The organism is Ekhidna sp. (assembly GCF_040223195.1).
Classification (GTDB): Bacteria; Bacteroidota; Bacteroidia; order Cytophagales; family Cyclobacteriaceae; genus Ekhidna.
In genome coordinates, this window is sequence record NZ_JAVKDX010000021.1 from 119,580 (window position 1) to 143,929 (window position 24,350).

Genomic DNA, 24,350 nt, shown 5'->3' on the forward strand with positions numbered 1-24,350 from the left:
TGCTTTAATCGACCCGAGTCATGTAAACTGACTTGTTGTCATCGTGCTCATCACTGACGAGGATTCCATCTATGAGCTTCCATTCATCATCGTCCGCACTGATGTTGAAATCGTCCCTATCATCATCAATATCTTCAATGACGAGATATCCTCTTTTATTGATGTACCAGGTGCCAGTTTCTGTTTCTGTCTCGTCGTAGGCATTGACAGTGATTTTCACATCGTTATCACTTTGAAACTCAAAGTAGATTTCAATATCATCCAATATACCACCCACAAAACCTGAAATGGCTTTGATGAATACTTCTTCCAGCATGTTGTCTGCATCTTCTGCTTCCTCCTCCATTTCTTCTTCCACATCGATGATTAGTTTCCAGGTGCCAATGATGTCTTTCTCTGTGACCTTTTGAGCCTGTGCCAAAAATGTCAGACAAAAAACTGCGGTAAATAATGTGATTGTCCTTTTCATTGTATCAGTCGTATTTTGTTATGCAAGGTACTGGTTATACTCCATCTGCATTAAAAGGTTTCATTTTCGTGAAATTATCAATCACTGACCACTATTTTATACCTTTGCAAACTCATTTTTGTAGAAGAAATATGTTTGATAGTTTAAGTGTAAAACTGGATAGGGCGTTTAAAACGCTAAAGGGTCAGGGACAGATCACCGAGATCAATATTGCGTCCACCATCAAGGAGATTCGAAGAGCACTCATAGATGCCGATGTGAACTACAAAGTGGCAAAGGATGTCACGGATAAGATCAAGGAAGAGGCACTGGGTAGAGACGTTTTGATTGCCGTTTCGCCAGGCCAGTTGCTCACTAAAATTGTTTCTGAAGAACTCACAAAGCTGATGGGGGAAACCAATGTTCCGATCAGTCTGGAGGGAAATCCAAACATTATTTTAATTTCAGGTCTACAGGGTTCGGGTAAAACAACCTTCACTGGAAAGCTGGCCAACTTAATGAAGAAGCAAGGCAGGACAGTGTTACTTGCGGCCTGTGATATATACCGACCTGCAGCTATTGATCAGTTGAAGGTACTTGGGGAGCAGATTGGGGTGGAGGTATATGCCGAGCCCGAGAATAAAGATGCCGTTCAAATTGCTAAGAATGCTATCAAGCATGCGAAAGACAATGGCAAGAAAACGCTGATCATAGATACCGCAGGACGATTGGCTGTGGATGAGCAGATGATGAATGAAATATCAGAGCTCAAGAAAGCTGTTAATCCTGCAGAAACCCTGTTTGTGGTGGACTCGATGACTGGTCAGGATGCAGTAAATACAGCAGCTAGCTTCAATGAGCGATTGAATTTCGATGGAGTTGTGCTGACAAAACTTGACGGTGATACACGTGGTGGAGCGGCTCTTTCAATCAGGAAGGAGGTAGATAAGCCGATCAAATACATATCTACAGGTGAAAAAATGGATGCCATCGACCTGTTCCACCCGGACAGGATGGCAAGCAGAATCCTTGGAATGGGTGATGTTGTCAGTCTTGTGGAGCGAGCTCAACAAAATTATGATGAGGAAGAGGCTCGCAGGATCAACAAAAAGATCAGAAAAAACCAATTTGGTTTTGATGACTTCCTGTCCCAAATGGAACAAATGAAGAGAATGGGGAGCATGAAAGATCTTCTTGGGATGATCCCGGGGATGGGCAAAGCCATCAAGGACATAGATATTGATGATGATTCATTGAAACCAATCGAGGCTATCATCAAATCGATGACACCAAAAGAACGTACTCAACCGGAAATTTTAAATGGCACCCGAAAGCAGCGCATTGCTAAGGGAAGTGGAACATCAATTCAAGAAGTGAATCAGCTGCTGAAGCAATTTGAGCAGATGAGGAAAATGATGAAAATGATGAATAAGTCCGGTGGAAAGCGTGCGCTAGCCAACATGCTGGGAGGTATGAAATAGGACAATTTCCCCTGATCAAAAGCATTTGATGCTCTGATATTTATCCTATTAAGGGAATACATTAAGCGGTACTTTGGCCTGCACAACCAACAAGAAAAAGGCCATGAAGAAAATTATAGTACCTACGGATTTTTCTAAGCTTTCCGGCTATGCTCTGGATTTTGCTATACAGCTAGCCCGGCCATTGAATGCAGCCATTGAGGTTTTGCATCTGGAAGAAGTTCCACTTGGAGATTTGTCGCTTCATCTGACCGGCGAGGCTGGCGGAAGCAAAATCTCTGATGATTCGATTTTCAATGCACAACTTTTTCGGGCAAATAAGCAAAAGCTGGAATCGATAGAAAAGGAATATGCATCGGGTGGAGTGGCTGTAAAAGCGCGACAATATGGTGGAGGGTTTTTGAAGGGATTGGAGCATTACATAGCACAAAATGGCGCAGATCTGGTGGTGATTGGAACCACAGGAGAGGAGAGTATTCAAGAATTTTTTAGTGGCAATCATACCGAGCAATTAATTGAGCACCTTAGAGCTCCGGTGATCTCATTGAGAGATCAGCAGTTTCATAAAATAGAGGATGTTGTACTCGGGTTGGATATTGAAGATGAGAAATACACAAAGCAAGTATTTGAAAAGGTGAAAGTCATCACTGAGGCGCTTGATGCCCGTCTTCACATTGTGGATATTACTAAATCTACTGATGATGAGAAATTGCTTCAGCAACTGAATAAGTTTGCCAAAATTGCAGGATTGACAAACTACATGGTAGATGTGATTGAGGACAAGCATGCATCTGAAGCATTACTGAATTATGCTGAGGGAACAGATGCCAGTCTGATCATTACACTATCAGAAGCGAAATCGGGTTTTCATCGTTTCTTTCAAAAATCATTCGCTACCAAACTGACCAAGAAATCCTCAATTCCGGTCATGACCATAAACAAAGGCCATTTTACATAGTATGAAAGAAGCTGTCTCAAAAGCCCTAATTAGGCTGTCATTCTGAGGAACGAAGAATCTCAAATATTTGATATTCTGGCATTCAAAAATTCAAAGATTCTTCACATTCGTTCAGAATGACACTTTTGAGACAGCTCCCGCCTTTTTAAATTTCGTTTATCTAAAGCTGATAAGTCACTGCTTTCACTGCTTCTATGGTTCTGGCCATATTTGGAAGCACCTCCTCAATAAGTGTAGGAGCATATGGTAACGATACATCTTTATTGGTGATTCGGTGGATTGGAGCATCTAGCCAGTCAAAAGCATTTCGCTGCACATGATGGCTGATCTCTGATGAAATGGATGAAAGTGGCCATGCTTCTTCCACAATCACCAGTCGGTTCGTTTTCTTCACAGACTCCACAATGGTGTGATAATCAATCGGTCTTACAGATCTCAGGTCAATTACTTCTGCATCTGTTCCTTCTTTGGCAAGCTCTTCAGCAGCTGCATTCGCTACTTTCATCATTTTTCCAAAAGATAGTAGGGTTACATCAGAACCCTCTCGTACCACATTTGCTTGTCCTATTTCTAACAAGTATTCTTCTTCTGGCACTTCTCCTTTATCTCCATACATCAACTCTGATTCCATAAAGATGACGGGATTGTCATCTCGGATGGCAGTCTTCAAAAGACCTTTAGCATCATATGGATTGGAAGGCACCACCACTTTCAGTCCGGGTGTATTCGCATACCAGTTTTCGAAATTTTGAGAGTGCTGCTGGCTTAGCTGTCCGGCATTGCCTGTAGGGCCTCTAAACACAATTGGCACGTTGTATTGACCGCCTGACATAGATAGCATCTTTGCGGCACTATTGATCACTTGATCAATGGCTACAAGAGAGAAATTGAATGTCATGAACTCAATGATGGGTCTAAGGCCATTCATGGCTGCACCCACTCCAACTCCGGCAAATCCCAACTCTGTAATTGGAGTATCGATTACCCGCTTAGGACCGAATTCATCCAGCATCCCCTGACTTACTTTATACGCTCCATTGTACTCAGCCACTTCTTCCCCCATAAGAAAGACGTTTTCGTCTCTTCTCATTTCTTCACTCATTGCTTCACCCAGGGCTTCTCTGAATTGAATTTCTCTCATTGGATCAATCGATTTTTTCGGATTGCTAAATTAATGATGAAAGCCTGATTATGCAGACTTCAATTACTTTTTAAGTCTTGATTTATTGATGAATGGAAACAAAAAAACCCAGCCTAATTGGCTGGGTTTTAGAATCTTTTGAGTTGTGATTACTTCACAGCTTCATTTACAGCATCCGCAAAGTTGGTGAACTCAAGATCGTTCAATGCCATGTCTTTGTATGAAGGCTCAGCATCTACCGCTTTCTTAAGGTTAGATCCAACACCGGCAGCATTGCCTTGTCTTGCAGAAGAAACAGCTAGCAGGTAGTAAGCATCAGCTCGCTCCACTTGATTGAATTCTGCATCAGCCATTTTGTAATCACCGCTTAGAAGGTAAGCTAGACCTCTGTCAATCATTACATTTTCGCTGTTTGTAGCGGAAGCGAAAGAAGCTTTTGCTTTTTCATATTCTCCCATTTTTGTCTCAACAGCACCTTTCATTGCATTTACTCTGCCATTGATATCGTTAGAAGATGAACTTACACCATTTAAGGTTTCATAAGCTGCATCGTACTCTCCCTGAAGAATCTGAACGGCAGCCATGTTAGCCTGCACTTCAGCAGCATCAGCCATTTTATTCTTAGCAATTTCAAGTTGAGTGGAAGCTCCGTCTAGCTTAGAAGCATCTCCTCTTTTTGCCATTTGGATGTGAGCAGCAGCAAGGTTATTGTGTGCCTGCCACATGCCAGACTTATCAGCAGCAGCCTTGTAGATCGCAGCTTTCTCCTCAAGGGAAGGAGTAAGAGTAGCGCTAAACATCAGCTCTTCGATAGTCAATGTGTCTGCATCAGCATCACCATTTACAATTGCTTTTGCAAGTACTGCAATCTCAGCATTTGATTTCTTTGGCTTCACTGTCAATACTTCAGTTTTAGCTGATCTCAAACCTGGGTAGATGTTGTTGAACACTTTCTTATAAGTAGAAAGCTTTTGCATTTCTTTTTCCTTCTCTACGAAAGATCCTGAACCATTGATAATGTTAGTGTACTGAGATTTTTCATCAGCAGATATTCCTTCGTATCCTGCAAGAGCAGCTTTGAAAGCACTCCAATCCTGAACTACTGGCTTCAAGATGAAGTCAATAGAATCAGCAGCTCCTTTGTAATCATATCGATCCATTCTGTCCCTGTAATACTTTTCGATAGTACCAGCTCTATCCTCTGACAGATCGCTGTTAACAGTCTCGGTACCTTCTGGTGAGTGAGTACCTGTGATAGTAACAGTTCTGGTTACGTTTTTCTCAGCGATAAAAGCACTTAGTTCATCTCTTTTCTTAGCGTTAGAAACACCATCGTAAGACAATGAAGTTCTTAAGTTTGATCGTCCTTGATCAAAGTAGAAGTTCACATTGGTAGGCACAAGCTCTTCTTTATCATTGTAGCCGTGATCGGCGTATGAAGCCATTGCCACATCTTTGATCCACATAGAGGTCAAAACCAAACCTTGAGCTACAGCTAATCTGTCAGTCTCTTTAGTTTTTCCGTTTCTAGTGTCAGTAGCCACACCTTGCACATAAAGTGTACCTGGATTCATACCTTCTTGGTATGGGAAAGTAAAATTTTCAGCCTTTCTGGATGTTGTAGAAGAGCTGTTAGGGAAATCAGAGGCTTGGAATTCGACTGACCCAACGCTTACTTCCTGATCTCCGTACACATAAATTGTGTTTAGGGTGAAGCTAGTGTTCTCCGGAAGAATTTTAGGAGGAAGCACTGCACTCATTTCGAAAGGTACGTTTCCGCCGTGTACTTCAAGTGGATTTGGATTTACTTGAAGGTCATTCTCCTGAGCCAATTTTATCATTTTATCAAGCTTACAACCGGAAAGCAAAATTGCTCCGGCGGCAAACGCCATGGCTAGGTTAAATTTTTTCATTTGATTCAGTTTTTTAATTGTACAAACAATAAATAGTATAATTCTTAGTTATAGTGCAAGCAAAATTAATCGAAAATATCATTTTCGAGCACTAATAAACAAACTATCTAATGGATGTATTGTTTATCTTTGTGCCAAGATTTCAGAGATGCAGGAATATATCGAAAAATATGCTTTTGGTGTTTGCACGAGGTTGGGAGAGAAGTTTCGCATTCCTACTTCCAGCATTCGCTTATTCTTCATCTACACCTCATTCCTGACCTTTGGCTCGCCATTGATCATTTATTTGGGGCTTGCCTTTGTTATGAACTTCAGAAAGCATCTGCGAAGAAGAAATAATACACTCTGGTATTATTAGAGATCACTGAATTTCCGATTTCCTTTAAGATAATATTCGTAAACCATCAGTTTTGACTTTGGGGCCGGGGATATTAATCTTCTTTTTTTCAGCATTTGGGGAAAGCGCAAGGTCGCTGAGAAATGTGCTTTGAGCACGCTCCAGCTATGTTGTGCATTTCCCTCCATTAGAAATTTGAATGCGGCAATCCAGTCCAAAAATATTCGAATAGGCAGCTTCAAAAGGAGTTTTTCCAAGGGTAAATTTTTGATGAGTAGGCATATTCCATTTCTGAAGTTCAGGTATGTTTTGAAAGGACTTGATTTATCCAGAGTACCTCCTCCCACATGATAGACGGTTGAATTTGGTAGAGATTTTATCTTAAGTCCCAGACTGTGAATTCGCCAGCACAAGTCAATTTCCTCCATGTGGGCGAAGAAATCCTGATCGAATCCCCTCGCCTTGAAAAACACTTCTGACCGGACAAGCATGCATGCACCGGAAGACCAGAAGATGTCTAATGGCTCATTATATTGGCCCGAATCGATCTCTACCTCATCAAAAATTCGACCTCTACAATAGGGATAGCCAAGGAAGTCGATAAACCCTCCGCACGCACCCGCATACTCAAATTTTGCACGGTGATTATAGTCTTTGACCTTCGGCTGACAGGCCGCATAGTCTGGATTTTCATCCAAAAATGAGGTGAGGGGAGCTAGCCAGCCTTTAGTGACTTCCACATCTGAGTTCAACAGGAGAAAGTATTCGGTATTGACTTGTTTCAGGGTTTCATTATATCCTCCTGCAAAACCATGGTTTTTGCTAAGCCGAAGGAGACGAATATCTGGAAAAGCTTTTTTCATGAATTGCACAGAATCATCAGTGGATGCATTGTCTGCTACGATGATTTCTGCATTTTCAGAATTTGCGATTACACTGGGAAGAAACTTTTCCAGGTAAGTTTTTCCATTATAATTCAGTATGACAACAGCCGTCTTTGCCATTTACATCATGCCTGAGAGATCCATGCCGGGAATATTTGGAATGAGTCCTTCCGTCGATTTTTTGATATGCTCTTTCGCTTTGACATCTGCCTCACCTACCGCTTTGTTTACTGCCGCAATAATCAGGTCTCGCATCATATCTTTATCGGTCTCGTTGATCAGCGAATCATCAATTTGAAGGCCTATGAGCTCCTTGTTTCCATTGGCAGTGGCTTTCACCATCCCACCTCCGGCTTCCCCTTCCGCCTTGATATCCTTTAATTGATCCTGGGCCTCTTTCATCTTGGATTGCATCTCCTTCACTTTGCCCATCATTTTCATCATATCAAACATGTCCTTCTATTTTTTTATCAATGCAAAAGTACCTTTTTGCGTTCGTTTTTCTCCTCCTGCTGTTTCAAAGATGATTTCATAGAGATAAGTTCCCTCGGCTGCAAGCGATCCGTTTAATGTGCCATCCCAGCCGGGAGAGGGGGTATCTGATGTGTAGATGAGCTGACCCCAACGAGTGTAAATATTGGTAGTGGCAGTTTCGGTAGGCAAGCCAAATAGCTCCAAAGTATCATTCACCCCATCTCCATTTGGGGTAAAGGCTGTGGGCACGTAGATCACCAGCTCATACCTTACGGTTACTGCATTGGATGCCAATATGAGCCCATCCGGATAGGTAGAGGTGGCAGTGATGAATTGCCTCGGACTTCCGTCTTTAGCATTTAGCTGAACGGAAAAACCAGAGGAGGGGATGAAATCCGATGATTGGGAGAAGTAGTTACCTGTTTGATATTCATTTTCTATGGATGCGCCAAGGGAATTTACCGGTGGTGTAAACTCAACAAAATAGGTGTTGACGCTTTCCTTTTCCGCATCAATAAGGGGTGGATTTGTCTCTGCTGTGTAGAGGATTTGGTTGCAGCTATCGAGATAGTCTATTTTGTAAAAGTATTTTCTACCTGTTGAGCCTAATGGATCTGTGAAAGAACCTGTCTGCTCTGATCGAAACTCGAAATCTTCACCCTCCAGTTTTCGATAGATGTTGAAAGTGCCCACATTGACAGGGTCAAGGTTAATGAATATGCCGGTAGAATCATAAGTGGAATAGAGCGTTTCAAAAGGCGAGAGGGACAGTGTGGATGACTCTCCGCAGAAATCGTCACTAGGTTGGGATGTATCGTTGCATGGATCATAGGCCTCAATAGTGATGCAATAATCCTGCTTTGTGAAAGGAATATCGTAGATAGAAATGGATGTTTCAATGATATAACCATCGAAAATCTGCAGAGGGGAGGCTTCCCTGATATTGATTCGATAGTTGATGAGCGTGTCAATTTCGTCCAATTCGAGATATAAGCTAAATACATCTTTGCAGGTCTCTTTGACGACCGCATTAATGATACTGGGAACTTCCAGTGTGGCAGTTGGTATGATTTCTTCGAAGTAAGACTCACATACTTCATCCGCATGATCAAAAAAACCTTTGATGCCAATGGCCTCTGTAACAGCGCTGGAATAGGTAAACTGAGCCACTTCACCGGTTTCCAGGGTAGCGGAATCATTGACACTGAAGTAGACCCGGATGCTATCGTAGTAGGAATCCCTGGAAGTGACAGAGACCTCAAACCCATTGCATTTCCGGATATCAATCCCCGGCTTGATCGGCTCGAAAGCCTCTACAAAAAGGGTGTCTGTTTTATCATCAATTCCATCTGCTCCCACAACCTGAACGATCTGATAAACGCCGGCATCCTGATATGTAAAGGTCTTGCTGTTTGTGATTCCAGCTCCCTCAAAGTAGTAGTATTGCCGGGTGATGCTGCCAAATGCATCGTGCTCGGTAATGTTGACAGTCATGGGGTTGCACCCTCTGTCAAATTCAACCGAAAAACGCCCTTTGCTGCTAAATACTTGTGATAAAAGCAGGGTAGGTAAAAGCAAAAACAAGGAAGCAATATGGTTCCGATGATGCATGAATTGATATACGAACAAGTGTCGTAAAGTTAACCTTTAAAATGCTGGATTATTTTATCCAGGTTCATCGGTTTTTGCTCGCCGGTTTGCATGTTTTTGAGCATATACTCGCCTGATTTCATTTCGTCATCGCCAATGATGAGCGTGAATGGGGTTTGGATTTTATCGGCGTAGTTGAATTGCTTTTTAATTTTTTCAGTATCGGGATATAGATCAGCTTTGATGTCTGCATCCCGCAGCTTCATCAGGATAGGCTGGCCATGTCTTAGATTTTCTTCGCTGAAGTGGACGATTAGTACTTCCAATTTTTGGGTGATCTCTTTTGGGAAAAGATTCAGTTCTTCCATCACGTCATAAATGCGATCAAGGCCAAATGAAATTCCTATACCAGAGATTCCCTCAAGCCCAAAAACTCCGGTGAGGTTGTCATATCGGCCACCACCGCAGATGCTACCCATCTGCACACTTGTTGGTTTTACTTCGTAGATCATCCCGGTGTAGTAGGAGAGACCTCTGGCTAAAGATAAATCCAGTTCTACTTTGATCCCCCTGTCCTGAAACTGATCTAGCGTTTCAAAATATGAAATCACATCCTTCACTCCACTATTTCCCGAATCTATAGATTTGATTCTTTCAATGATGGCTTTTTGATCAGAGATGGATAGAAGTTCCATCACCTCATTTACTCTTTTTCCATCACCATTGAGGGCCAAAATATTTTCAATAACCTTCTCTTCCCCGATCTTGTCTAGCTTATCTATCTCGGTGCAAAAAGGAATCTCCTTTCCTGCAAGTCCTACATATTTTGCCAGGAGGAAAAGTATTTCCCGGTGATTGACCTTTATCATGTAATCCTCAAGACCCAGGTCATTGAAAACATCATTGAAAAGAAGGGTCAGTTCCACCTCATTCCAAATGCTTTTGGTTCCAACGATATCCGCATCGCATTGGTAAAACTCCCTGTATCGTCCCTTTTGAGGTCGATCAGCCCTCCATACGGGTTGAATCTGGAAGCGCTTAAATGGAAAAGAAATATCATGCTGATTCATCACAACAAACCGGGCGAAAGGAACCGTGAGGTCATAGCGCAGACCCTTGTCTGATATTTTGGCGGTCAGGTGCTTTGAACCTTCCTCGTAATCCTTGGGTGTCGTCTTGGATAGATAGTCTCCGGAATTAAGAATCTTGTAAAGTAGCTGATCTCCTTCCTCTCCATACTTTCCTGTCAGGGTGGATAGATTCTCCATTGCTGGAGTTTCTATTTGGCTGAAGCCATATTTAATGAAGTTTTGCTTGATTTTGTCTGTGATGTAGCTACGTTTTGCGGAAATTTCAGGACCAAAATCGCGCGTGCCCCGTGGAAGTGATGGCTTACTTTTAGACATTAAGAATAGGTTTTGGACAAAACTACATAATCCCCTAAATTTGCGGCTCATTTCACGTAAGAAGACCAAGAAAATGGCCGTAACAAGATTAGAAAGAAAAGGAAGAAAAAATAAAAATGTCGCTAAGAACCGAGTAGCTGCTATGAAGCGACTAAACACGGTTCCTACCATCAAAAATGTAGACATTGAGGAGATAAAGGCTGAATTCGCAAAGAAGGCTAAGTCTAAAAAGGAAGAGCCCAAGGCTGAAAAAGCAGAAGCGAAACAGGAGACCGCTCCGAAAGCAGAAGCTACAGAGGAAGCTCCTAAAAAGGAGACCAAGAAGGCTGCTCCAAAGGCTGAGAAAAAGGAAGCCAAGCCTAAAGCCGAGAAGAAAGAAACTAAAAAGGCGGCACCAAAAAAAGCCGCGGCGAAGAAAAAGGAGGATAAATAATCTTCACTTATCTGACGGAAAAACCTCTCAAAATTTGAGAGGTTTTTTTTTATGCATAAAAAAAGCACCTGAAGATATCAGATGCTTTAGCTTAGGTTGGCTGAGTATATTATTTATTCTGTTATAATTCGTTCCCTGATCCTTTTCACTTCCAGAGTAATGTCTCTCATGGCATCTTTTGTTAAAATAAAATCAGGATCGGTGCTAATTTTCTCCTCAATTTCCTGAAGGTCACCTTTATAGAGCCTGTCCAATATGGATAGTTCCGTGATCATATCTGCGATGGTATCATCAAATGGAAGATCCTCTAGCACCTCAATGATATCGAGGAGGGGCTGCTCTTCTCCTAATACAATTTTCACAAGCGGCTCAAGAAGTTGCTGATTTTCCTTAGTGTCGGGGTAGGTTTCAAGGGTGATTACTGCCTGATAGAGTCCTTCCACAAAACTTCCGGTGAGTGCAAGACCGGCCATGGTCAGGTGATGGTCTTTCTCCATTTTCACGCTTGTCTCGAGGAACAGTTTCGCCAGACTATTCGCAATTTCGTCTTTATTTTGACTTGTAATATGTGAGCGGAATTCTTCCAGATCATCTTCGGTATAAATTGCAGAATCGCCAAGAAATTCAGCTATACCATGAGAAGCACGCATATATTCGATGCAATCATCTTCGTGTCCATAGGCTGCCAAATAGCTGATATCTGATGCATACACGCCCATGTTTAAGGCCATTTTATCTGAGTTTGACTTGTAGCTTTCGATCATGCTCAGATCATTGATGTGGGCTTTGTCAAATTCAGCACCGATGGATTTTAATGTGAAAGGGACAAGCGACGGATCTGGAAAGTCCTCCATGAGTTTTTCCAGGTCATGCATGGTTTTTTCTTCAGCCAGTTCTTCTTTAGACTTTTCGCCCTCGCCGGACTTGGAACCTCCGGTACAGGCTGTCAAAAAAGCCATTAAGGTTATCAGAGTTAGGACTTTACTAGGTGACTTCATAAGATTCATTATCAGTTCTTCATTCAAGTTTAATTAGTTTTTGGATTAAAATTTCCCGAATCATCAATTATTGTGTGCTTATTCTTTTAAACTCCAATATCGTAAAGGATGCCGGGGAGATCATGTGGTTCGCCATCCAGGGAAACTTCAATGCGGCTATTTGGTAATTGTGCGTCTGTTTTGAAGATAAAACTTTCTGCACCCTTGCTAAAGAAAAACTGAATATTGTCCTGAAGGACAATGATGTCAATCAGGATATTTCCATCGCTCACAGTAAGATTTTGAAGCTGAAGTCCGCTTTGGGACTGGCCTGGCTCTTTGCTTTCGTTTACAGTCCAGCTAAACTCCTGACCAGCAAAGGTGATTTGCAATTTTTCAAACGGATAAGGAACCTGAAAGCTAAACCAGGACGGCCCATCTGCATAAAGCTTGCTCAATTTCCCCCTTCGTTTGCCAGCCAGATTTGATTGGATATCATCCGGGATGAAAACTCCGGTCACTTTCTTTTCAAATGTAAAAGTTGAACTTTCGTCAGAGCCGGAGCTTTCTTTGTCGGAGCTTGTGCATGCGGATAAAAAACCTACTAGGATCCAAAGGGCTGTTTTCTTTATCATGAAGGAAAATTAGCCAGAAACTACTTCCTCTTCAAGATAAGTGCTGAAATAAGCGAAACAATGAGACCTACCGGAAAAATCTCTGTGAAAGTTATGGCCGCCATCACATGGGGCTGTTTATACGTATCAGTCCACTCGGTGATGTCGGTGATCTGTTTCTGCTTTTCATCATCACTGATGTCTGATTTTTCCACCATTTCAATTTGGGATGCTGCATATTTATCTGCAAAATCCGGGGCAAAATTTGGGACATAAATCATCCAGCCGATCACATAAATGACAGAGGCCACTAGTGTGATCCCAATGCCATTGACAAAACCTTCCCTGAATGAAAGACTTCCTTTTTCATCCCTGATTTTCTTCACCCCAATAAATACGGCAGTCAATGCTGCCACCATGATGATGTACCCAATAACTTCTGTTAGGGCAAAATCCGGGGTTTGACTAAATCCAAGATCAATGAACCATGAACTAACTATTAGTCCGCCACTGATTAATCCGTATTTAAGAGCAATTTTCTTTTTCATTTTTTTTCTTCAAAGCACGGGTATGAGGTTGATTTTTAGATCATTCTTTCGGGTGATTTAGCACTTTCATTCTTTGGAGGGAGTGATTAAGGCTAAATCACGAGCTTTTTGAATGGCTTGTGTTCTTCGCTTCACATTCAATTTTGAATAGATGTTTGAAATATGGGTCTTGGCCGTGTTAAGAGAAACAAACAACCGGTCGGCCACTTCCTGATTGGAGAATCCTTCTGATAGCAATTGAAGAACTTCTACTTCCCGCTTACTTAGCCCAAGCTTTCCGGCATCATATTTTACCGATTCCCTTTTCCTGAATGAACTTGTGCCAAGCCAGATGCCAAAGACGAGAAATAGTAATCCTATGATGCCGCCATACAGCTCCATATTGAGGTCGCGAATCATGGTTTTGTAGTGAACCACTTGCAGTACAACCATCAAGAGGCCCATTACTCCTCCATAAATCCAGTATACCATATTTAACTTCTGTGGCTTTCTCAAATTCTTTATAATTTTCCTGAAACTAAATCACACAACTATGCTTAAGAAGATCGCCTATCTGGTTGCACGATTAGCAGCCGCTATAATAATGGGTCAGACCCTTTATTTCAAATTTACAGGTTCTGCCGAGTCTATGTACATTTTTAAAACCGTGGGAATGGAACCTTGGGGTCGCTGGCTGGTTGGGATCTTTGAACTTGTAGCATGCATTCTAATCTTGATACCCCGAACGGCCTGGATGGGTGGGGTGCTGGCAGTTGGGCTGATGATTGGAGCGATTGGGATGCACCTGACCACACTGGGGATAGAAGTAATGGGCGACAAAGGCCAATTGTTCTATTACGCTTTGATTGTATTTTTGTGTGGTTTGTATGTTGTTTTCAGCAATAAAGAGAGAATTCAAACTGAAGTTTTACCTAAAATTTTTAAGTCAAAATGAAAAGACAAATTTGGATTTTAGCATTTGTATTGAGCGCTTGCGGAGGTTCAAATTCATCACTTTCTGAAATAGAAGAAAGTCAAATACCAGAAGGTGCTATTATACAGGATTATGAAGCAATCCCAGGCTTACAAAAAGCGACAGTAAAAGAAGGAGAGATCACAGTGGGTGAAGGTGATTTCCTCAATGGACTGCATCATGGTACCTGGACTAGCTATGATGTGCAAGGTAAGATTCAATCAATTGCTACTTATTTGAATGGGAGAAAGCAAGGGGTACAACTTCAGTTTGACAATATTGGATATGTGGAGATTAAGGCATCCCTTGTAAATAATAAATTGGATGGAGAATACCTTATCTACAAAAGAAGGGCTATTGTTGGAAGAAAGAATTATAGAAACGGTGAGTTGCATGGATTGCAACAGAAATTGTATTCTAATGGTGTCGTGATGGAAGAATCTACCTATGTCAATGGAAAAATTGATGGGCTAGCCAGGTGGTATGATCAGGAGGGGAATCTCACTATTGAGTATGAATATGACATGGGAAAATTGGTTAATAAGTAGCTAGTTGATCAACTGCTCCAGAAAATCCCCCACAAAATAGGATAAAGTTGCGGCTGCTCCTCCCAGGAGCAGCGTTTCCATTACGCTTTTGATTTTGCTGGTGTTCGTGACCACACTTTTTAGAAAACCTATGCCAACAAAACACAGTCCGGTAAGGATAGAGGACACCATAAAAAGATTTGATGATACAGGATTGAGGTAGTCAATCACATATATAAGAAGAGGAATAAACCCCAGCATAAGAAAGCTCAGAAATGTGATCGCACCCATTTTGAAAGGGGATTTGGTTTCTTCTGCCATCTCCAGCTCTTCTTTCATCATCACATCTACCCACCGGTCTTTATCTGCGGTGATTACGTCCACTACTTTTTCAAGCAATTCTCCTTTAAACCCTTTGGCCTCATAGATTTCACGGATTTCTTCGCGCTCCTTTTCAGGCAGATTGTCTACCTCCCAATACTCTACCGACTTATGCTTCTGATACTTTTCCTTCTCTGTTTTGGTAGAGAGATAGCTACCCACAGACATGGCAAATCCATCCGCAATCAAATTGGCAAAACCCAGAATAATGATAATAGAACTTTCAAGATTGGCCCCCGCAGAGCCAGCCACCACAGCAAAAGTGGTGACACTCCCATCAATACCACCGTAAACGAATTCACCCAGATAATCCTGGATGCGACTCAGCGGGCTATGCTCTCCATGAATCCTTGCCTCATTTTTTGAATGGCTCATCCTATTGCCCCTGACCTATCTGATTAAATTCTTCTTCCCGGATAAATGTATAGAGAGTCTCGCATTCGGTGGTTTCATTGATAAATGAGTAAACCAGGGTGCTTCCTGCTGCGGATGCACTGTAGTTTTCACATACTTCCTCCCCATCTTCCAGCGTGCAAAGCGTGAGCCCGCCGCTGGCATTCCAGTCGCCAGACCTGATCGCCAACCCTTCCTGATACGTGTAGGTGCCGTCATCCTTCAGCTCGAGCCTAAAGCAGGATTCTTCGTCACAGTCAAACGAGTCAAACGAGTTGTTATTCTCATTAGCACAATTGATCACTTCCACGGATAGACCTATCCACACACCCACGAAAGAACCTGTATCGTCATCACCACCACAGCCGGTTGACCAGATGAGAGAAATAGAAAGGAGGAGTAAAAGAATTTTTTTCATAATGGTAAAAATAAATCAAAATTGCCTCAATAATATTGCCTTTGATATGAGTGGACTGGCATTTTCAAGTATGCGGGTGGGCAAAAAGTACCGGCTGATCAACTACGGAGAGAAAAGTGAATTTATGCTTTTGGAGGTGGTGGGCAGGAATGATTATCGTCTCAAAGATCTTTTCTCCATGGAAGATTACCTGATGAGCGAACTCACCCAGTATGGAAGGGGCGAGGACTTTGAACTTCGGGAGATTTACGATTGAAAAGTGTAAGTTCGTTTTATAAACTATTCTTATGATAAACCTTCTTGTCCTTTGCGGCGGTCAGTCGCCTGAGCATGAAATATCAATCCGCTCCACCAAGAATATTCTTGAGGCAATAGATCGATCCAGGTATCAAATCACCGTCATTGGCATAGCCAAATCCGGCTCATGGAGGCTTATTGAGGAGAATGAACTGAAAGAAGTGATCGTGGATCAGGGACTACCGGTTTCCATACATCCTGGAGAAACTCCCTGTTTTAGTTCTACTGGGAAATCTTTATCCTCCTTTGATGTGGTATTCCCCATCCTTCACGGCCCCAATGGGGAGGATGGCACGATCCAAGGCTTGCTACGCTTGCTGGGGATTCCATTTGTGGGGCCTGGGGTTTTGGGCTCTGCGGTTTCTATGGATAAAGATGTGACCAAGCGCCTGCTCAGGGATGCAGGATTGAAAGTTGCCAACTGGATTTTGGTGCAAAGAGGAAGCCTCATACCATCATATCATGAAGTTGAAAAGCAACTTGGTTCGGTGGTTTTTGTGAAGCCTGCCAATATGGGTTCTTCTGTGGGTGTGCACCATGTGACCAATGAGCACGAGTGGACGCATGCAATCGAGGATGCCTTGAAGTATGATCGTAAGGCCTTAGTCGAACGATCCATCAGTGGACGAGAGTTGGAGTGTGCAGTTTTAGGAAATGAAACCCCGAAAGCCTCGGGTGTGGGAGAGGTGCAATCTGGGGAGTTTTACTCTTATGAGGAGAAGTACGCATCCACCTCTCATGCGGAGATAGTGATCCCTGCCCAAGTAGATGAAAAGTACCTCCCAGAGTTACAGAGAACCGCAATCAGGGCTTATCAGGCATTAAATTGTGAGGGGATGTCTCGAGTAGATATGTTTCTCACGGAAGATGGTGAAATCCTCGTGAATGAAGTCAATACCATTCCAGGATTTACCAGCATCAGTATGTATCCTAAGCTTTGGGAAGCGGCAGGACTTAGCTATTCAAAACTTATAGATCGATTGATCGATTTGGCTATTCAGAGAGCTAATTGATAAATACCTCATTTAGGGTATTTGATTTAGGTAAAAAATTGATTCTCTTTAGCGAACCAACCCTAATCACTAACTCATGAGGCATGCGCTCATACTAATTCTTGTTGCGTTAATTACCATCTCTGTTATACTGGTTATTTACCGTCCGGATTTACTGGAGGATGTTTGGTTATGGTTGGTTGGCCTGATCGGTCCGATTATCGGGATTGTGAAAGCCATCGCTAAATCCATTTCCAACTTCTTCAAATCACTGGACAATGCTTGAATTATTCCGCTCACGTGACAAAATAGTATTCAATCGAATCTTAATAAAAGGCCTGGTCGGCTTGCTGGCATTTCTGTTCATACTTCTTTTCGTTAAGGAATATTTTGGTACTCCGTGGATAGGAGGATGGGGCAGTCATGTGGCTATGATGATCTCATTTGCGTCGTTTATTGGCGCATTGGCCCTTTACAAATCCACCACTGAAAGTGATAAGAAGAAACCGGATTCCATGTCCAAATTCTTCTTTTGGGGCATTCGGGTCATTATAGTCATTTTGCTAGGCCTTGGTGCATTTGGGGTAATGATGGTATTCGAAACTAGTGCCGGGGATGGCGCAGTATTCAAAGCCATTGCCTTGGGAATTGTCACCCTGTGGGCGTGCATCTTTCTGTCCTATTTCATCTGGGCAGTCTATTACTACAATATCAATATGGGACTTACTGACGAAGAATGGAATAAAATCTATCAGGCCAAAGAGGATAAGCGTCAGGGCAACTTTTACAATGAAGATGATATTGAAGCTGAGCCTGAATCCAACCCCTACAAGGACGAGACCTTCGGCATGCCGAATGGGACCGTACGAGGGATGATCGCTTTTTCCCTGCTGTTTGGAGCCATCGCGCTGCTGGTAGCGAGTTTTGGGATGACTAATGAAATTGATTCCTCCTCACTTTTTTGGGATCAATATGAGTTTTTCAAAACCGCTTTTCTCATGATGATTGCTTTCTATTTTGGTAGTCGGTCATTGCAATACCTCAGACCCAATGGTGCCCCCGTTCCTGTGGGTAAAAATGGTGGCTCTCCTGCTAGCCAGCCTTCACAAACTTCCATGGCGGATCAGGTAAAAAGGGAAATGGATGAACCTTCCTCGATTGGGGCGGATGACCCGATGAAAGTAACAACCGAGGAGTCACCCAAGGAGGAGAAACCTACTAAGGAAGATTTCGCTGCTGTAGATCCCATGAAAGGATAGACCATGAAGCGGCTCATTTACATCGTTTCATTACTGGTCTTGCTGTCTGCCTGTAAGGATGATCGCGGTTTGGTAGTTGGCAAGATTAAGAAGGCCTCCAAGCTGGCTACCACGGAATTTACGATCGACAAGATTGTTTATGGGGTCAAGCGAAAGCGACTGCTCTGGGTGGTAAAGCTCAATGAAGCTAAGTTTATCGCCCACTCCAAAGCGATAGTGAAGGCAGGGGTAGACCTGGAGAAATTGAAAAAGGAGGATGTGGACATTGAAGGAAAGAGCATCTCACTAAAATTACCTCCGGTGGAAGTGATCAATTTCTCCTATCCGGCTGAGCTTTTCAGGAAAGACACCCTTATTTCTACGGATGCTTTTCTCAATAAAATTTCACTGGAAGATCAGGAAAGTTTTTTTCAGGATGCGGAGATTGACATCCGAAATTCACTCAAGCACATGAACATCATTGAGGCGACTGAAAAAAAGACCCGCCTAATGTTGGAAACCCTACTCAGAAGCCTGGGCTATCAGGAGATTTACATCGACTTCCACAAGGGGGAACTGATTCCGGAAATTACAGAAGGGGAGGTGGGCGCATGATTTACTTTCTCCTTAAAAACTGGAAGCTTTTTCTTGACATCATACTTGTGGTAGGTGCACTCATCGCCTTTACGCTGTGGGATCCCATCGGGATGTTTACCAATGCCCGCACCAAACAAACCTCCAATCTGGTGACAGGCGTTCGGGACATTGGGCAGTTGGTGACTGCCGAATATTATGGAGAGGTCATCTCTTCTTGGAAGGAGTTTAAGCTGACCGAATTTCCGTCCGACACACTCACTGATTTTGCGGAAGCAGCATGGCAGGAGGTGGCGTTTACCATATGGGATGCCGGGGACAAAGATCAACTGAAATCAGCGGTTAGAAGTACAGAGTTTGTAAGAGACCTCCCATCAAAAAATGCCTTCGATGAGTTTGTGGCCTGCTTGGGCAATCACTACCTGAAGCGAGGCATGGACAGGATATACAAAGATGAGAGGCTGGTTGGGAATGTAGAGCAGACGATCTACAAGCGAATGCTCAAGGATTTTAAAAAGGAATACAAGCGTATCGAGAAATCTAGTGGGCTGAGGGGCGATGAGTTGAAGTCTGCCATGAATGCCTACTTATTGGATGTGCCGGCTTTTGTGTATGATTTCTTCCCTTTCTATCAATATCTGGTGGGTAGGGAATTGGAACAAGAGAAAAAGAAAAATATCGTTTTCATAGGGAGAGGATCAGTAAAGGCCGGTTTTGATTTTGGTCAGCTAGACGAGAGTAATTTCCTCTATGAGGAAGACCGAAAGATGATACACTTCTATGGCATCAAGCCTGCTATTCTTGATGTAGATATCAATCCATGGTTTATTCCTGAACGAAAAGTCAAGGGCTTTGAGCTGGTGTCTTTCTCAGGGGACGTCAATTTTGAGGAAGCAAAAGAGGTAAAGCGCCAGTGTAAACAAAAACTGCTGGCACAAGCACGCGGTGCAGAAATTTTGGAACGGGCAGAAGCGAATGGAAAGGAAGCCTTAAGAAATTTCTTCTCTTTACTCCTGGATGAGCCGGACCTGCAGGTTTCATTTCATACGCACCCTTATGATCTACACCTCGCATCCATCAAAGCTGATACGCTCGTAGACCTCCATGAAGCGGTTTTCATTGACAGTCTCTATCAACAATATCTGGGAACGATTGATACTGTGAGTTTCGATAAAGCAGAAAAATTTTCTCAGCATTTTAGGCGATTTGTAGCTGGACTCAAGAAACTCTCATTTCTGGAGAAAGAATACCCATTTAGCTATTATTCAATGAGAATGGCGCAAATCCTTAAAGATACCTTCCATATTGATTCTACTGATGTGCTCCATCTAACCATCACTCGAGACACCCTTCGAACCAATGAGTTTGACCTTGCTACCTCCATTACTAAGCGACATTCAAATTGGTTTGTCTCGGGGGATTTTCGGCAGGAGTGGAATACTTCCATGGTTGCGCTGGACAGTGCCGCACTGACGAAATACGATAGCACGCTGAACCTGAGCATGTTCAAATACCAGCTGATCCCACTTATAGATTCCGTTGACGTGAAGAAGTGGAAGACTTTAGCTATACAGATGCCATCTCCATGGGATTCACTTCAGCTGGCTGAGATTGATACCGTAGCGAAAGTGATCTCACGTAAACAAGAGGAGGAAGAAAAGCTTCGTCCGCTGACACGCATGCAAGCTCGTGTTACTGATTTTATTGACAGACTAAAAAAATAGCACCTATGATCAAGAAACACTACATCAAAGAACTGAACATCACTAAAGTGCTGAAGGTAGGAGAAAAAGGGTACGACGTTCAAAAAGTACAGGAATGGCTCAATTTGTGGCGATTTCTTGATCCTGGCTGGTTTCACCGTGTAACAGTGGATGGTGACTATGGTCCGCAGACCGAGGCAGTGGTGCGGGATTTCCAGACGCACAAAAAACTTGAGGTTGATGGAATCGTGGGGCCAAATACGTTTCGGGTTTTATGTAGTCCGATGTTCAATGCGTTTAGCCGGATCAATGGGAATGACCTACGGCAATTGATTGTGGCTTATGCCCGTCAGCATTTGCAAAATATCCCCCGTGAGCTTTACAATTCAAATATCGGTCCGTGGGTGCGTGCCTACATGGACGGCAATGAAGGCAAAGAGTGGGCGTGGTGCATGGGGTTTGTGCAGACGATCCTGGATCAGGCCACCACTACCTTAGGAAAGCGATTTACAGAGATCATGCCTCATTCTTATAGCTGTGATGTGGTGGGAAGCCATGGGCTGAAAGAAAAGAAATTGCATCGAAATGTTAACCTTAGAAATAATCCTAAGCTCATTGAACCTGGAGATGTGTTTCTGAATATGAAGACCCAATACGACTGGGTACATACGGGTATTGTGATAGGCGTGGAGGGAGACTGGATGCACACCATCGAGGGAAATACCAACGATGAAGGCTCCAGAGAAGGATTTGAGGTTTGCCTGAGAAGACGAAACTTTCAGGCAAACACTATTGATGTGTACAAAGTGAGTTAAGAAGGAGTTTAGTACTTGTTCTTCTTCTCTTTCTTCTCTGCTTTTTTCTCCTTGGCCGTCTTGGTAGGAGCTTTTTTTACAGCTTTTTTGGCGTCTTGTCCTTTACCCATGATTTCTATTGATTTAGGTATGCTAATGTCGCAATTTATGGGTGATGAAATGGTAAGGCTGATTATTTTATTTTCAACTATCCATTCAAAAATTTCAAGATCTCATCCATAGCCATTCGATCTCTCAGCCCACTGGCATAGTGTACTTTTCTGATCGTTCCTCTTTCATCCATGAGAAATTCAGCAGGAATGGTCTTGATGGATTCCTCTCCAGCCATCCAGTGAACCGGAAGTCCTTTCTTCTTGGCTTCAAATACCTTCTGAAAGAAACTGGTGAAATGGCTTTTGGCTGATTTGAGCGCTGAGCTTTCAACTCCATAGGCATCATACCAAATCTTTTCTGGATCAGAGATGAGCGGAATGGGGGAAATGGTTTTGTGGAAATTACTTGAAAGCAAAAGTGCCTTTTTTGACTCAAAGAAGAAGATCATCTCAAGTCCTTTGGTTTTGAGTTCTTTATGGTTTGTTAACAGGTTGTGAACCCGGGTGTTACAAAAGGGACAGCCCGCATGCCGGAAGAAAGCGATAAGCACCTTCTTCCCTCTATAAGCGGTAAGGTCTATTTCTCGATCGAAGATGTCAATTAATTTGAATACAGGTGCCGGGGCATTAATATCCAGCGTTATTCGCCCTTGGGGTTCAGACATGTATTAGTTTGTAACAGATGGGTAATATACGAAGTGTTCTCTCATATTGGGTTTTTATAGGCTTGTGAACTTTTGTATCTCACCGTAGCTTTATCTTTCATGGAATATTGGCAGCTCATACAGGAGGCATACAGCGGCTATCCTCGCCTCCAAAACCTTAATACCGACAACCTTAATACCGACGTGATCAACAATTACATAAGAATTAAAACCAAGCGGTTGCTGTCAAATCATTAATGATTAGACAGCTTAGAATTCCAGCTTACCAGCCTCATTCAAAAGATTTTCAAGCTTTGGATAATTTTCTTTCATATTTTGCTGGATGAACTCAATGGGTACATCATCAAATGATCCATAGTCCTCAAGGTATTCCATAAATTCCTTTCCATCATTGCTGAATTCTTGAAAGATTGAGTCTTCAGTTCCATCAAACTCGAGGGGTTCTACACCGGTGAGCCTGCAAAGTTCCTGATTGAATGCGGGGGTGGCTTTTACCCATTTACCATTTAGAAAGACATCTACCATTCCGTGAGGGGTAAGCTCATTGGTACCAAATTTCTCCGTAAGCCGTTCCACTGCAATGTGATTTTTCACCTTGGCCAGATGAAGCTTTGCAGGGATGCCAAGCGCCCTCAAGCCTGAGATGTACAAGATGGATTTATCGATACAATGTCCATGATTTTTCTGAGCAATGTTGCTTGACTTCAGAAACTCTTTGTTGAAGCTGATGTCGTACGGATTGTAGCGCCAGCCATCTCTGACTTTCAGGTAGAGTTGCTTCGCCTTTTCCAGATCGGACAGCTCTGCATGTCCAAATTCCGATACTAACCGTTGTATAATCGGATGATCATAATCAAAGTAATAGGTGCTAGCAGTATGCTCTTTCATTTACTAATCAACCTTTCAGCCTCATTAATCGTTCTGCTGCTGCCTGGATCGTATCTTCTTTCTTGGCAAAGCACAGCCTGATTACTTTGTCTCCCGGAGGGTTTGTGTAGAAAGGTGACATGGGAATGGCAGCCACCCCGATCTCTGAAGTCAGGTATTTAGCGAAAGTCAGGTCATCCATCTCGCTAACATCGGAATAGTCATAAGCCTGGAAGTAGGTGCCTTTGGCCACTTTGGGTGTAAGTGGCACATCGGCCAGCAATTCATTCATCTTGTCTCTTTTCTCCTGAAAGAAGGAGGGGAGGTATTCATAGTTTTCAGCTTCAGCGAGATAATCAGCGATGGCAAACTGCACGAAGGAGTTGGTGCAGAATACATTCCACTGATGGATGGTCTTGAATTCTTTGATCAGGTACTCCGGACCTACGACATACCCCATTTTCCAGCCGGTGGCATGCAGTGTCTTTCCGAAAGAAAATACGGCAAGCGATTGCTCAAAGAGGTTCGGAAATCGCATGATGCTCTGGTGATCTTCTCCATCATAGATCAGGTGTTCATATACCTCGTCGCTGAGCACTACGATACTGGTCCCTGAGACAATGTCCTCCAGCGACTGCATGTCTTTGTTGGAAAGGATGGTTCCGCTGGGGTTGTGCGGTGTGTTGATAATGATCATGCGGGTCTTATCTGTCACCATGTCTTTTACCCGATTCCAGTCAATCCCGTAATCAGGATAAGTCATGGTATAGGGTTTTACCACCCCACCAGCCAGCTGAATTTGTGGAGTATAGCAATCATAGGCCGGCTCAAAGATGATCACTTCATCTCCTTTGTTTACAAAGGCCATGATAGCGGTGTATAAGGCCTGAGTGGCGCCTGCGGTAACGCATATCTGGGCCTGAGGGTCAATTGGCATGCCATATACATGTTCCATTTTCCTGCTCAGGGTCTCGTTAAGTTTCGGAAGTCCTGCCAGCGGCACATATTGATTCTTTCCTTCCTGAAGGTGTTTGGCTACCAGATCCTTGAGTTTCTGATCGCATTCAAAGTCCGGAAAGCCCTGCCCGAGGTTGATGGCCATATGCTCGGAGGCCAGTTTGGACATGATAGTGAAAATGGTCGTCCCTCCGGAAGAGAGTTTGGGGTGTATAGCTACATGTTGTTTTGACATGTGTCAAAAATAGGAGGGGT

29 protein-coding genes are annotated in these 24,350 nt (G+C 43.0%); 13 read left to right on the forward strand and 16 right to left on the reverse strand.

The window, feature by feature from the left end:
- Positions 1-4 precede the first annotated feature (4 nt).
- Positions 5-469, reverse strand: coding sequence for a DUF2147 domain-containing protein (locus RLN88_RS13065; RefSeq protein ID WP_350221852.1), 465 nt, complete (start codon positions 467-469; stop codon positions 5-7).
- 131 nt (positions 470-600) lie between these two features.
- On the opposite strand from RLN88_RS13065, the gene ffh reads away from it, so the two are divergent.
- Both ffh and RLN88_RS13075 read left to right on the forward strand, forming a co-directional pair.
- Entirely contained in the window at positions 601-1,929 is a 1,329-nt protein-coding gene (ffh, locus tag RLN88_RS13070) for a signal recognition particle protein (protein WP_350221853.1), read from the forward strand.
- Between the two features lie 103 nt (positions 1,930-2,032).
- The gene (locus tag RLN88_RS13075; protein WP_350221854.1) at positions 2,033-2,887 is read left to right on the forward strand and encodes a universal stress protein; all 855 of its coding nucleotides are present in this window, start codon (positions 2,033-2,035) and stop codon (positions 2,885-2,887) included.
- 160 nt (positions 2,888-3,047) lie between these two features.
- Here RLN88_RS13075 and RLN88_RS13080 read toward each other — a convergent pair whose 3' ends face one another.
- Both RLN88_RS13080 and RLN88_RS13085 read right to left on the reverse strand, forming a co-directional pair.
- The gene (locus tag RLN88_RS13080) at positions 3,048-4,028 is read right to left on the reverse strand and encodes a pyruvate dehydrogenase complex E1 component subunit beta (RefSeq protein WP_350221855.1); all 981 of its coding nucleotides are present in this window, start codon (positions 4,026-4,028) and stop codon (positions 3,048-3,050) included.
- Positions 4,029-4,177: 149 nt separating this feature from the next.
- Positions 4,178-5,941 (reverse strand): hypothetical protein, encoded by a 1,764-nt coding sequence (locus RLN88_RS13085; protein ID WP_350221856.1) that lies wholly within the window; start codon positions 5,939-5,941, stop codon positions 4,178-4,180.
- 148 nt (positions 5,942-6,089) lie between these two features.
- Between RLN88_RS13085 and RLN88_RS13090 the strand changes: the two genes are divergently transcribed.
- On the forward strand, positions 6,090-6,299 hold the full coding sequence (locus RLN88_RS13090; RefSeq protein WP_502880106.1) for a PspC domain-containing protein: 210 nt from the start codon (positions 6,090-6,092) through the stop codon (positions 6,297-6,299).
- Here RLN88_RS13090 and RLN88_RS13095 read toward each other — a convergent pair.
- From RLN88_RS13095 to hisS, 4 genes are read right to left on the reverse strand one after another with little or no spacing between them, the layout of a single operon-like run.
- Positions 6,296-7,282, reverse strand: a complete 987-nt coding sequence (locus RLN88_RS13095; RefSeq protein WP_350221857.1) for a glycosyltransferase family 2 protein — start codon at positions 7,280-7,282, stop codon at positions 6,296-6,298. The two genes, RLN88_RS13090 and RLN88_RS13095, sit on opposite strands and share 4 nt — an antisense overlap.
- Entirely contained in the window at positions 7,283-7,615 is a 333-nt protein-coding gene (locus RLN88_RS13100; RefSeq protein WP_350221858.1) for a YbaB/EbfC family nucleoid-associated protein, read from the reverse strand. It abuts the gene before it with no gap.
- A gap of 6 nt (positions 7,616-7,621) precedes the next feature.
- Positions 7,622-9,247: a T9SS type B sorting domain-containing protein gene (locus RLN88_RS13105; RefSeq protein WP_350221859.1), complete on the reverse strand. Its 1,626-nt coding sequence runs from the start codon at positions 9,245-9,247 to the stop codon at positions 7,622-7,624.
- A gap of 29 nt (positions 9,248-9,276) precedes the next feature.
- On the reverse strand, positions 9,277-10,632 hold the full coding sequence (hisS, locus tag RLN88_RS13110; RefSeq protein ID WP_350221860.1) for a histidine--tRNA ligase: 1,356 nt from the start codon (positions 10,630-10,632) through the stop codon (positions 9,277-9,279).
- Between the two features lie 73 nt (positions 10,633-10,705).
- Between hisS and RLN88_RS13115 the strand changes: the two genes are divergently transcribed.
- Positions 10,706-11,065: a hypothetical protein gene (locus RLN88_RS13115; RefSeq protein ID WP_350221861.1), complete on the forward strand. Its 360-nt coding sequence runs from the start codon at positions 10,706-10,708 to the stop codon at positions 11,063-11,065.
- A 113-nt stretch (positions 11,066-11,178) separates the two neighbouring features.
- Here the strand turns inward: RLN88_RS13115 and RLN88_RS13120 are convergent, their stop codons facing one another.
- From RLN88_RS13120 to RLN88_RS13135, 4 genes are all read right to left on the reverse strand, one after another.
- A complete protein-coding gene (locus tag RLN88_RS13120) occupies positions 11,179-12,024 on the reverse strand; it encodes a hypothetical protein (protein WP_350221862.1) in 846 nt (281 codons plus the stop codon).
- Positions 12,025-12,149: 125 nt separating this feature from the next.
- Entirely contained in the window at positions 12,150-12,677 is a 528-nt protein-coding gene (locus RLN88_RS13125) for a chalcone isomerase family protein (protein ID WP_350221863.1), read from the reverse strand.
- 20 nt (positions 12,678-12,697) lie between these two features.
- Positions 12,698-13,204 carry a DUF4199 domain-containing protein gene (locus RLN88_RS13130; protein WP_350221864.1) on the reverse strand — a complete coding sequence of 169 codons (507 nt, stop codon included), beginning with the start codon at positions 13,202-13,204 and terminating at the stop codon, positions 12,698-12,700.
- 66 nt (positions 13,205-13,270) lie between these two features.
- Complete coding sequence (locus RLN88_RS13135) at positions 13,271-13,675, reverse strand: response regulator transcription factor (protein ID WP_350221865.1); 405 nt, start codon at positions 13,673-13,675, stop codon at positions 13,271-13,273.
- Positions 13,676-13,736: 61 nt separating this feature from the next.
- On the opposite strand from RLN88_RS13135, the gene RLN88_RS13140 reads away from it, so the two are divergent.
- Both RLN88_RS13140 and RLN88_RS13145 read left to right on the forward strand, forming a co-directional pair.
- A complete protein-coding gene (locus RLN88_RS13140) occupies positions 13,737-14,138 on the forward strand; it encodes a DoxX family membrane protein (protein ID WP_350221866.1) in 402 nt (133 codons plus the stop codon).
- Positions 14,135-14,704 carry a toxin-antitoxin system YwqK family antitoxin gene (locus RLN88_RS13145; protein ID WP_350221867.1) on the forward strand — a complete coding sequence of 190 codons (570 nt, stop codon included), beginning with the start codon at positions 14,135-14,137 and terminating at the stop codon, positions 14,702-14,704. Before RLN88_RS13140 ends, RLN88_RS13145 begins: the two co-directional genes overlap by 4 nt.
- Here RLN88_RS13145 and RLN88_RS13150 read toward each other — a convergent pair whose 3' ends face one another.
- Together RLN88_RS13150 and RLN88_RS13155 are read right to left on the reverse strand one after the other, a co-directional pair.
- A complete protein-coding gene (locus RLN88_RS13150) occupies positions 14,705-15,439 on the reverse strand; it encodes a VIT1/CCC1 transporter family protein (protein ID WP_350221868.1) in 735 nt (244 codons plus the stop codon).
- A 1-nt stretch (position 15,440) separates the two neighbouring features.
- Positions 15,441-15,875, reverse strand: coding sequence for a hypothetical protein (locus tag RLN88_RS13155; RefSeq protein WP_350221869.1), 435 nt, complete (start codon positions 15,873-15,875; stop codon positions 15,441-15,443).
- Between the two features lies 1 nt (position 15,876).
- On the opposite strand from RLN88_RS13155, the gene RLN88_RS13160 reads away from it, so the two are divergent.
- The 7 genes from RLN88_RS13160 (at position 15,877) to RLN88_RS13190 (ending at position 21,514) form a co-directional block, all read left to right on the forward strand.
- Positions 15,877-16,131 (forward strand): hypothetical protein, encoded by a 255-nt coding sequence (locus RLN88_RS13160; RefSeq protein WP_350221870.1) that lies wholly within the window; start codon positions 15,877-15,879, stop codon positions 16,129-16,131.
- A 31-nt stretch (positions 16,132-16,162) separates the two neighbouring features.
- Positions 16,163-17,185, forward strand: a complete 1,023-nt coding sequence (locus RLN88_RS13165) for a D-alanine--D-alanine ligase family protein (RefSeq protein ID WP_350221871.1) — start codon at positions 16,163-16,165, stop codon at positions 17,183-17,185.
- A gap of 76 nt (positions 17,186-17,261) precedes the next feature.
- Complete coding sequence (locus RLN88_RS13170; protein ID WP_350221872.1) at positions 17,262-17,450, forward strand: hypothetical protein; 189 nt, start codon at positions 17,262-17,264, stop codon at positions 17,448-17,450.
- A complete protein-coding gene (locus RLN88_RS13175; protein WP_350221873.1) occupies positions 17,443-18,423 on the forward strand; it encodes a hypothetical protein in 981 nt (326 codons plus the stop codon). Before RLN88_RS13170 ends, RLN88_RS13175 begins: the two co-directional genes overlap by 8 nt.
- 3 nt (positions 18,424-18,426) lie before the next feature.
- Complete coding sequence (locus RLN88_RS13180) at positions 18,427-19,017, forward strand: DUF4230 domain-containing protein (RefSeq protein ID WP_350221874.1); 591 nt, start codon at positions 18,427-18,429, stop codon at positions 19,015-19,017.
- On the forward strand, positions 19,014-20,720 hold the full coding sequence (locus RLN88_RS13185; RefSeq protein ID WP_350221875.1) for a DUF4230 domain-containing protein: 1,707 nt from the start codon (positions 19,014-19,016) through the stop codon (positions 20,718-20,720). The genes RLN88_RS13180 and RLN88_RS13185 overlap by 4 nt, the downstream gene beginning before the upstream one ends.
- 5 nt (positions 20,721-20,725) lie before the next feature.
- Positions 20,726-21,514, forward strand: coding sequence for a peptidoglycan-binding domain-containing protein (locus tag RLN88_RS13190; RefSeq protein WP_350221876.1), 789 nt, complete (start codon positions 20,726-20,728; stop codon positions 21,512-21,514).
- A 187-nt stretch (positions 21,515-21,701) separates the two neighbouring features.
- On the opposite strand, the gene RLN88_RS13195 is transcribed toward RLN88_RS13190, so the two are convergent.
- From RLN88_RS13195 to RLN88_RS13205, 3 genes are all read right to left on the reverse strand, one after another.
- Positions 21,702-22,271 carry a redoxin domain-containing protein gene (locus RLN88_RS13195; RefSeq protein ID WP_350221877.1) on the reverse strand — a complete coding sequence of 190 codons (570 nt, stop codon included), beginning with the start codon at positions 22,269-22,271 and terminating at the stop codon, positions 21,702-21,704.
- A gap of 249 nt (positions 22,272-22,520) precedes the next feature.
- Positions 22,521-23,159 carry a transglutaminase-like domain-containing protein gene (locus RLN88_RS13200; RefSeq protein WP_350221878.1) on the reverse strand — a complete coding sequence of 213 codons (639 nt, stop codon included), beginning with the start codon at positions 23,157-23,159 and terminating at the stop codon, positions 22,521-22,523.
- A 7-nt stretch (positions 23,160-23,166) separates the two neighbouring features.
- Complete coding sequence (locus RLN88_RS13205) at positions 23,167-24,330, reverse strand: methionine aminotransferase (protein WP_350221879.1); 1,164 nt, start codon at positions 24,328-24,330, stop codon at positions 23,167-23,169.
- Positions 24,331-24,350 lie beyond the last annotated feature (20 nt).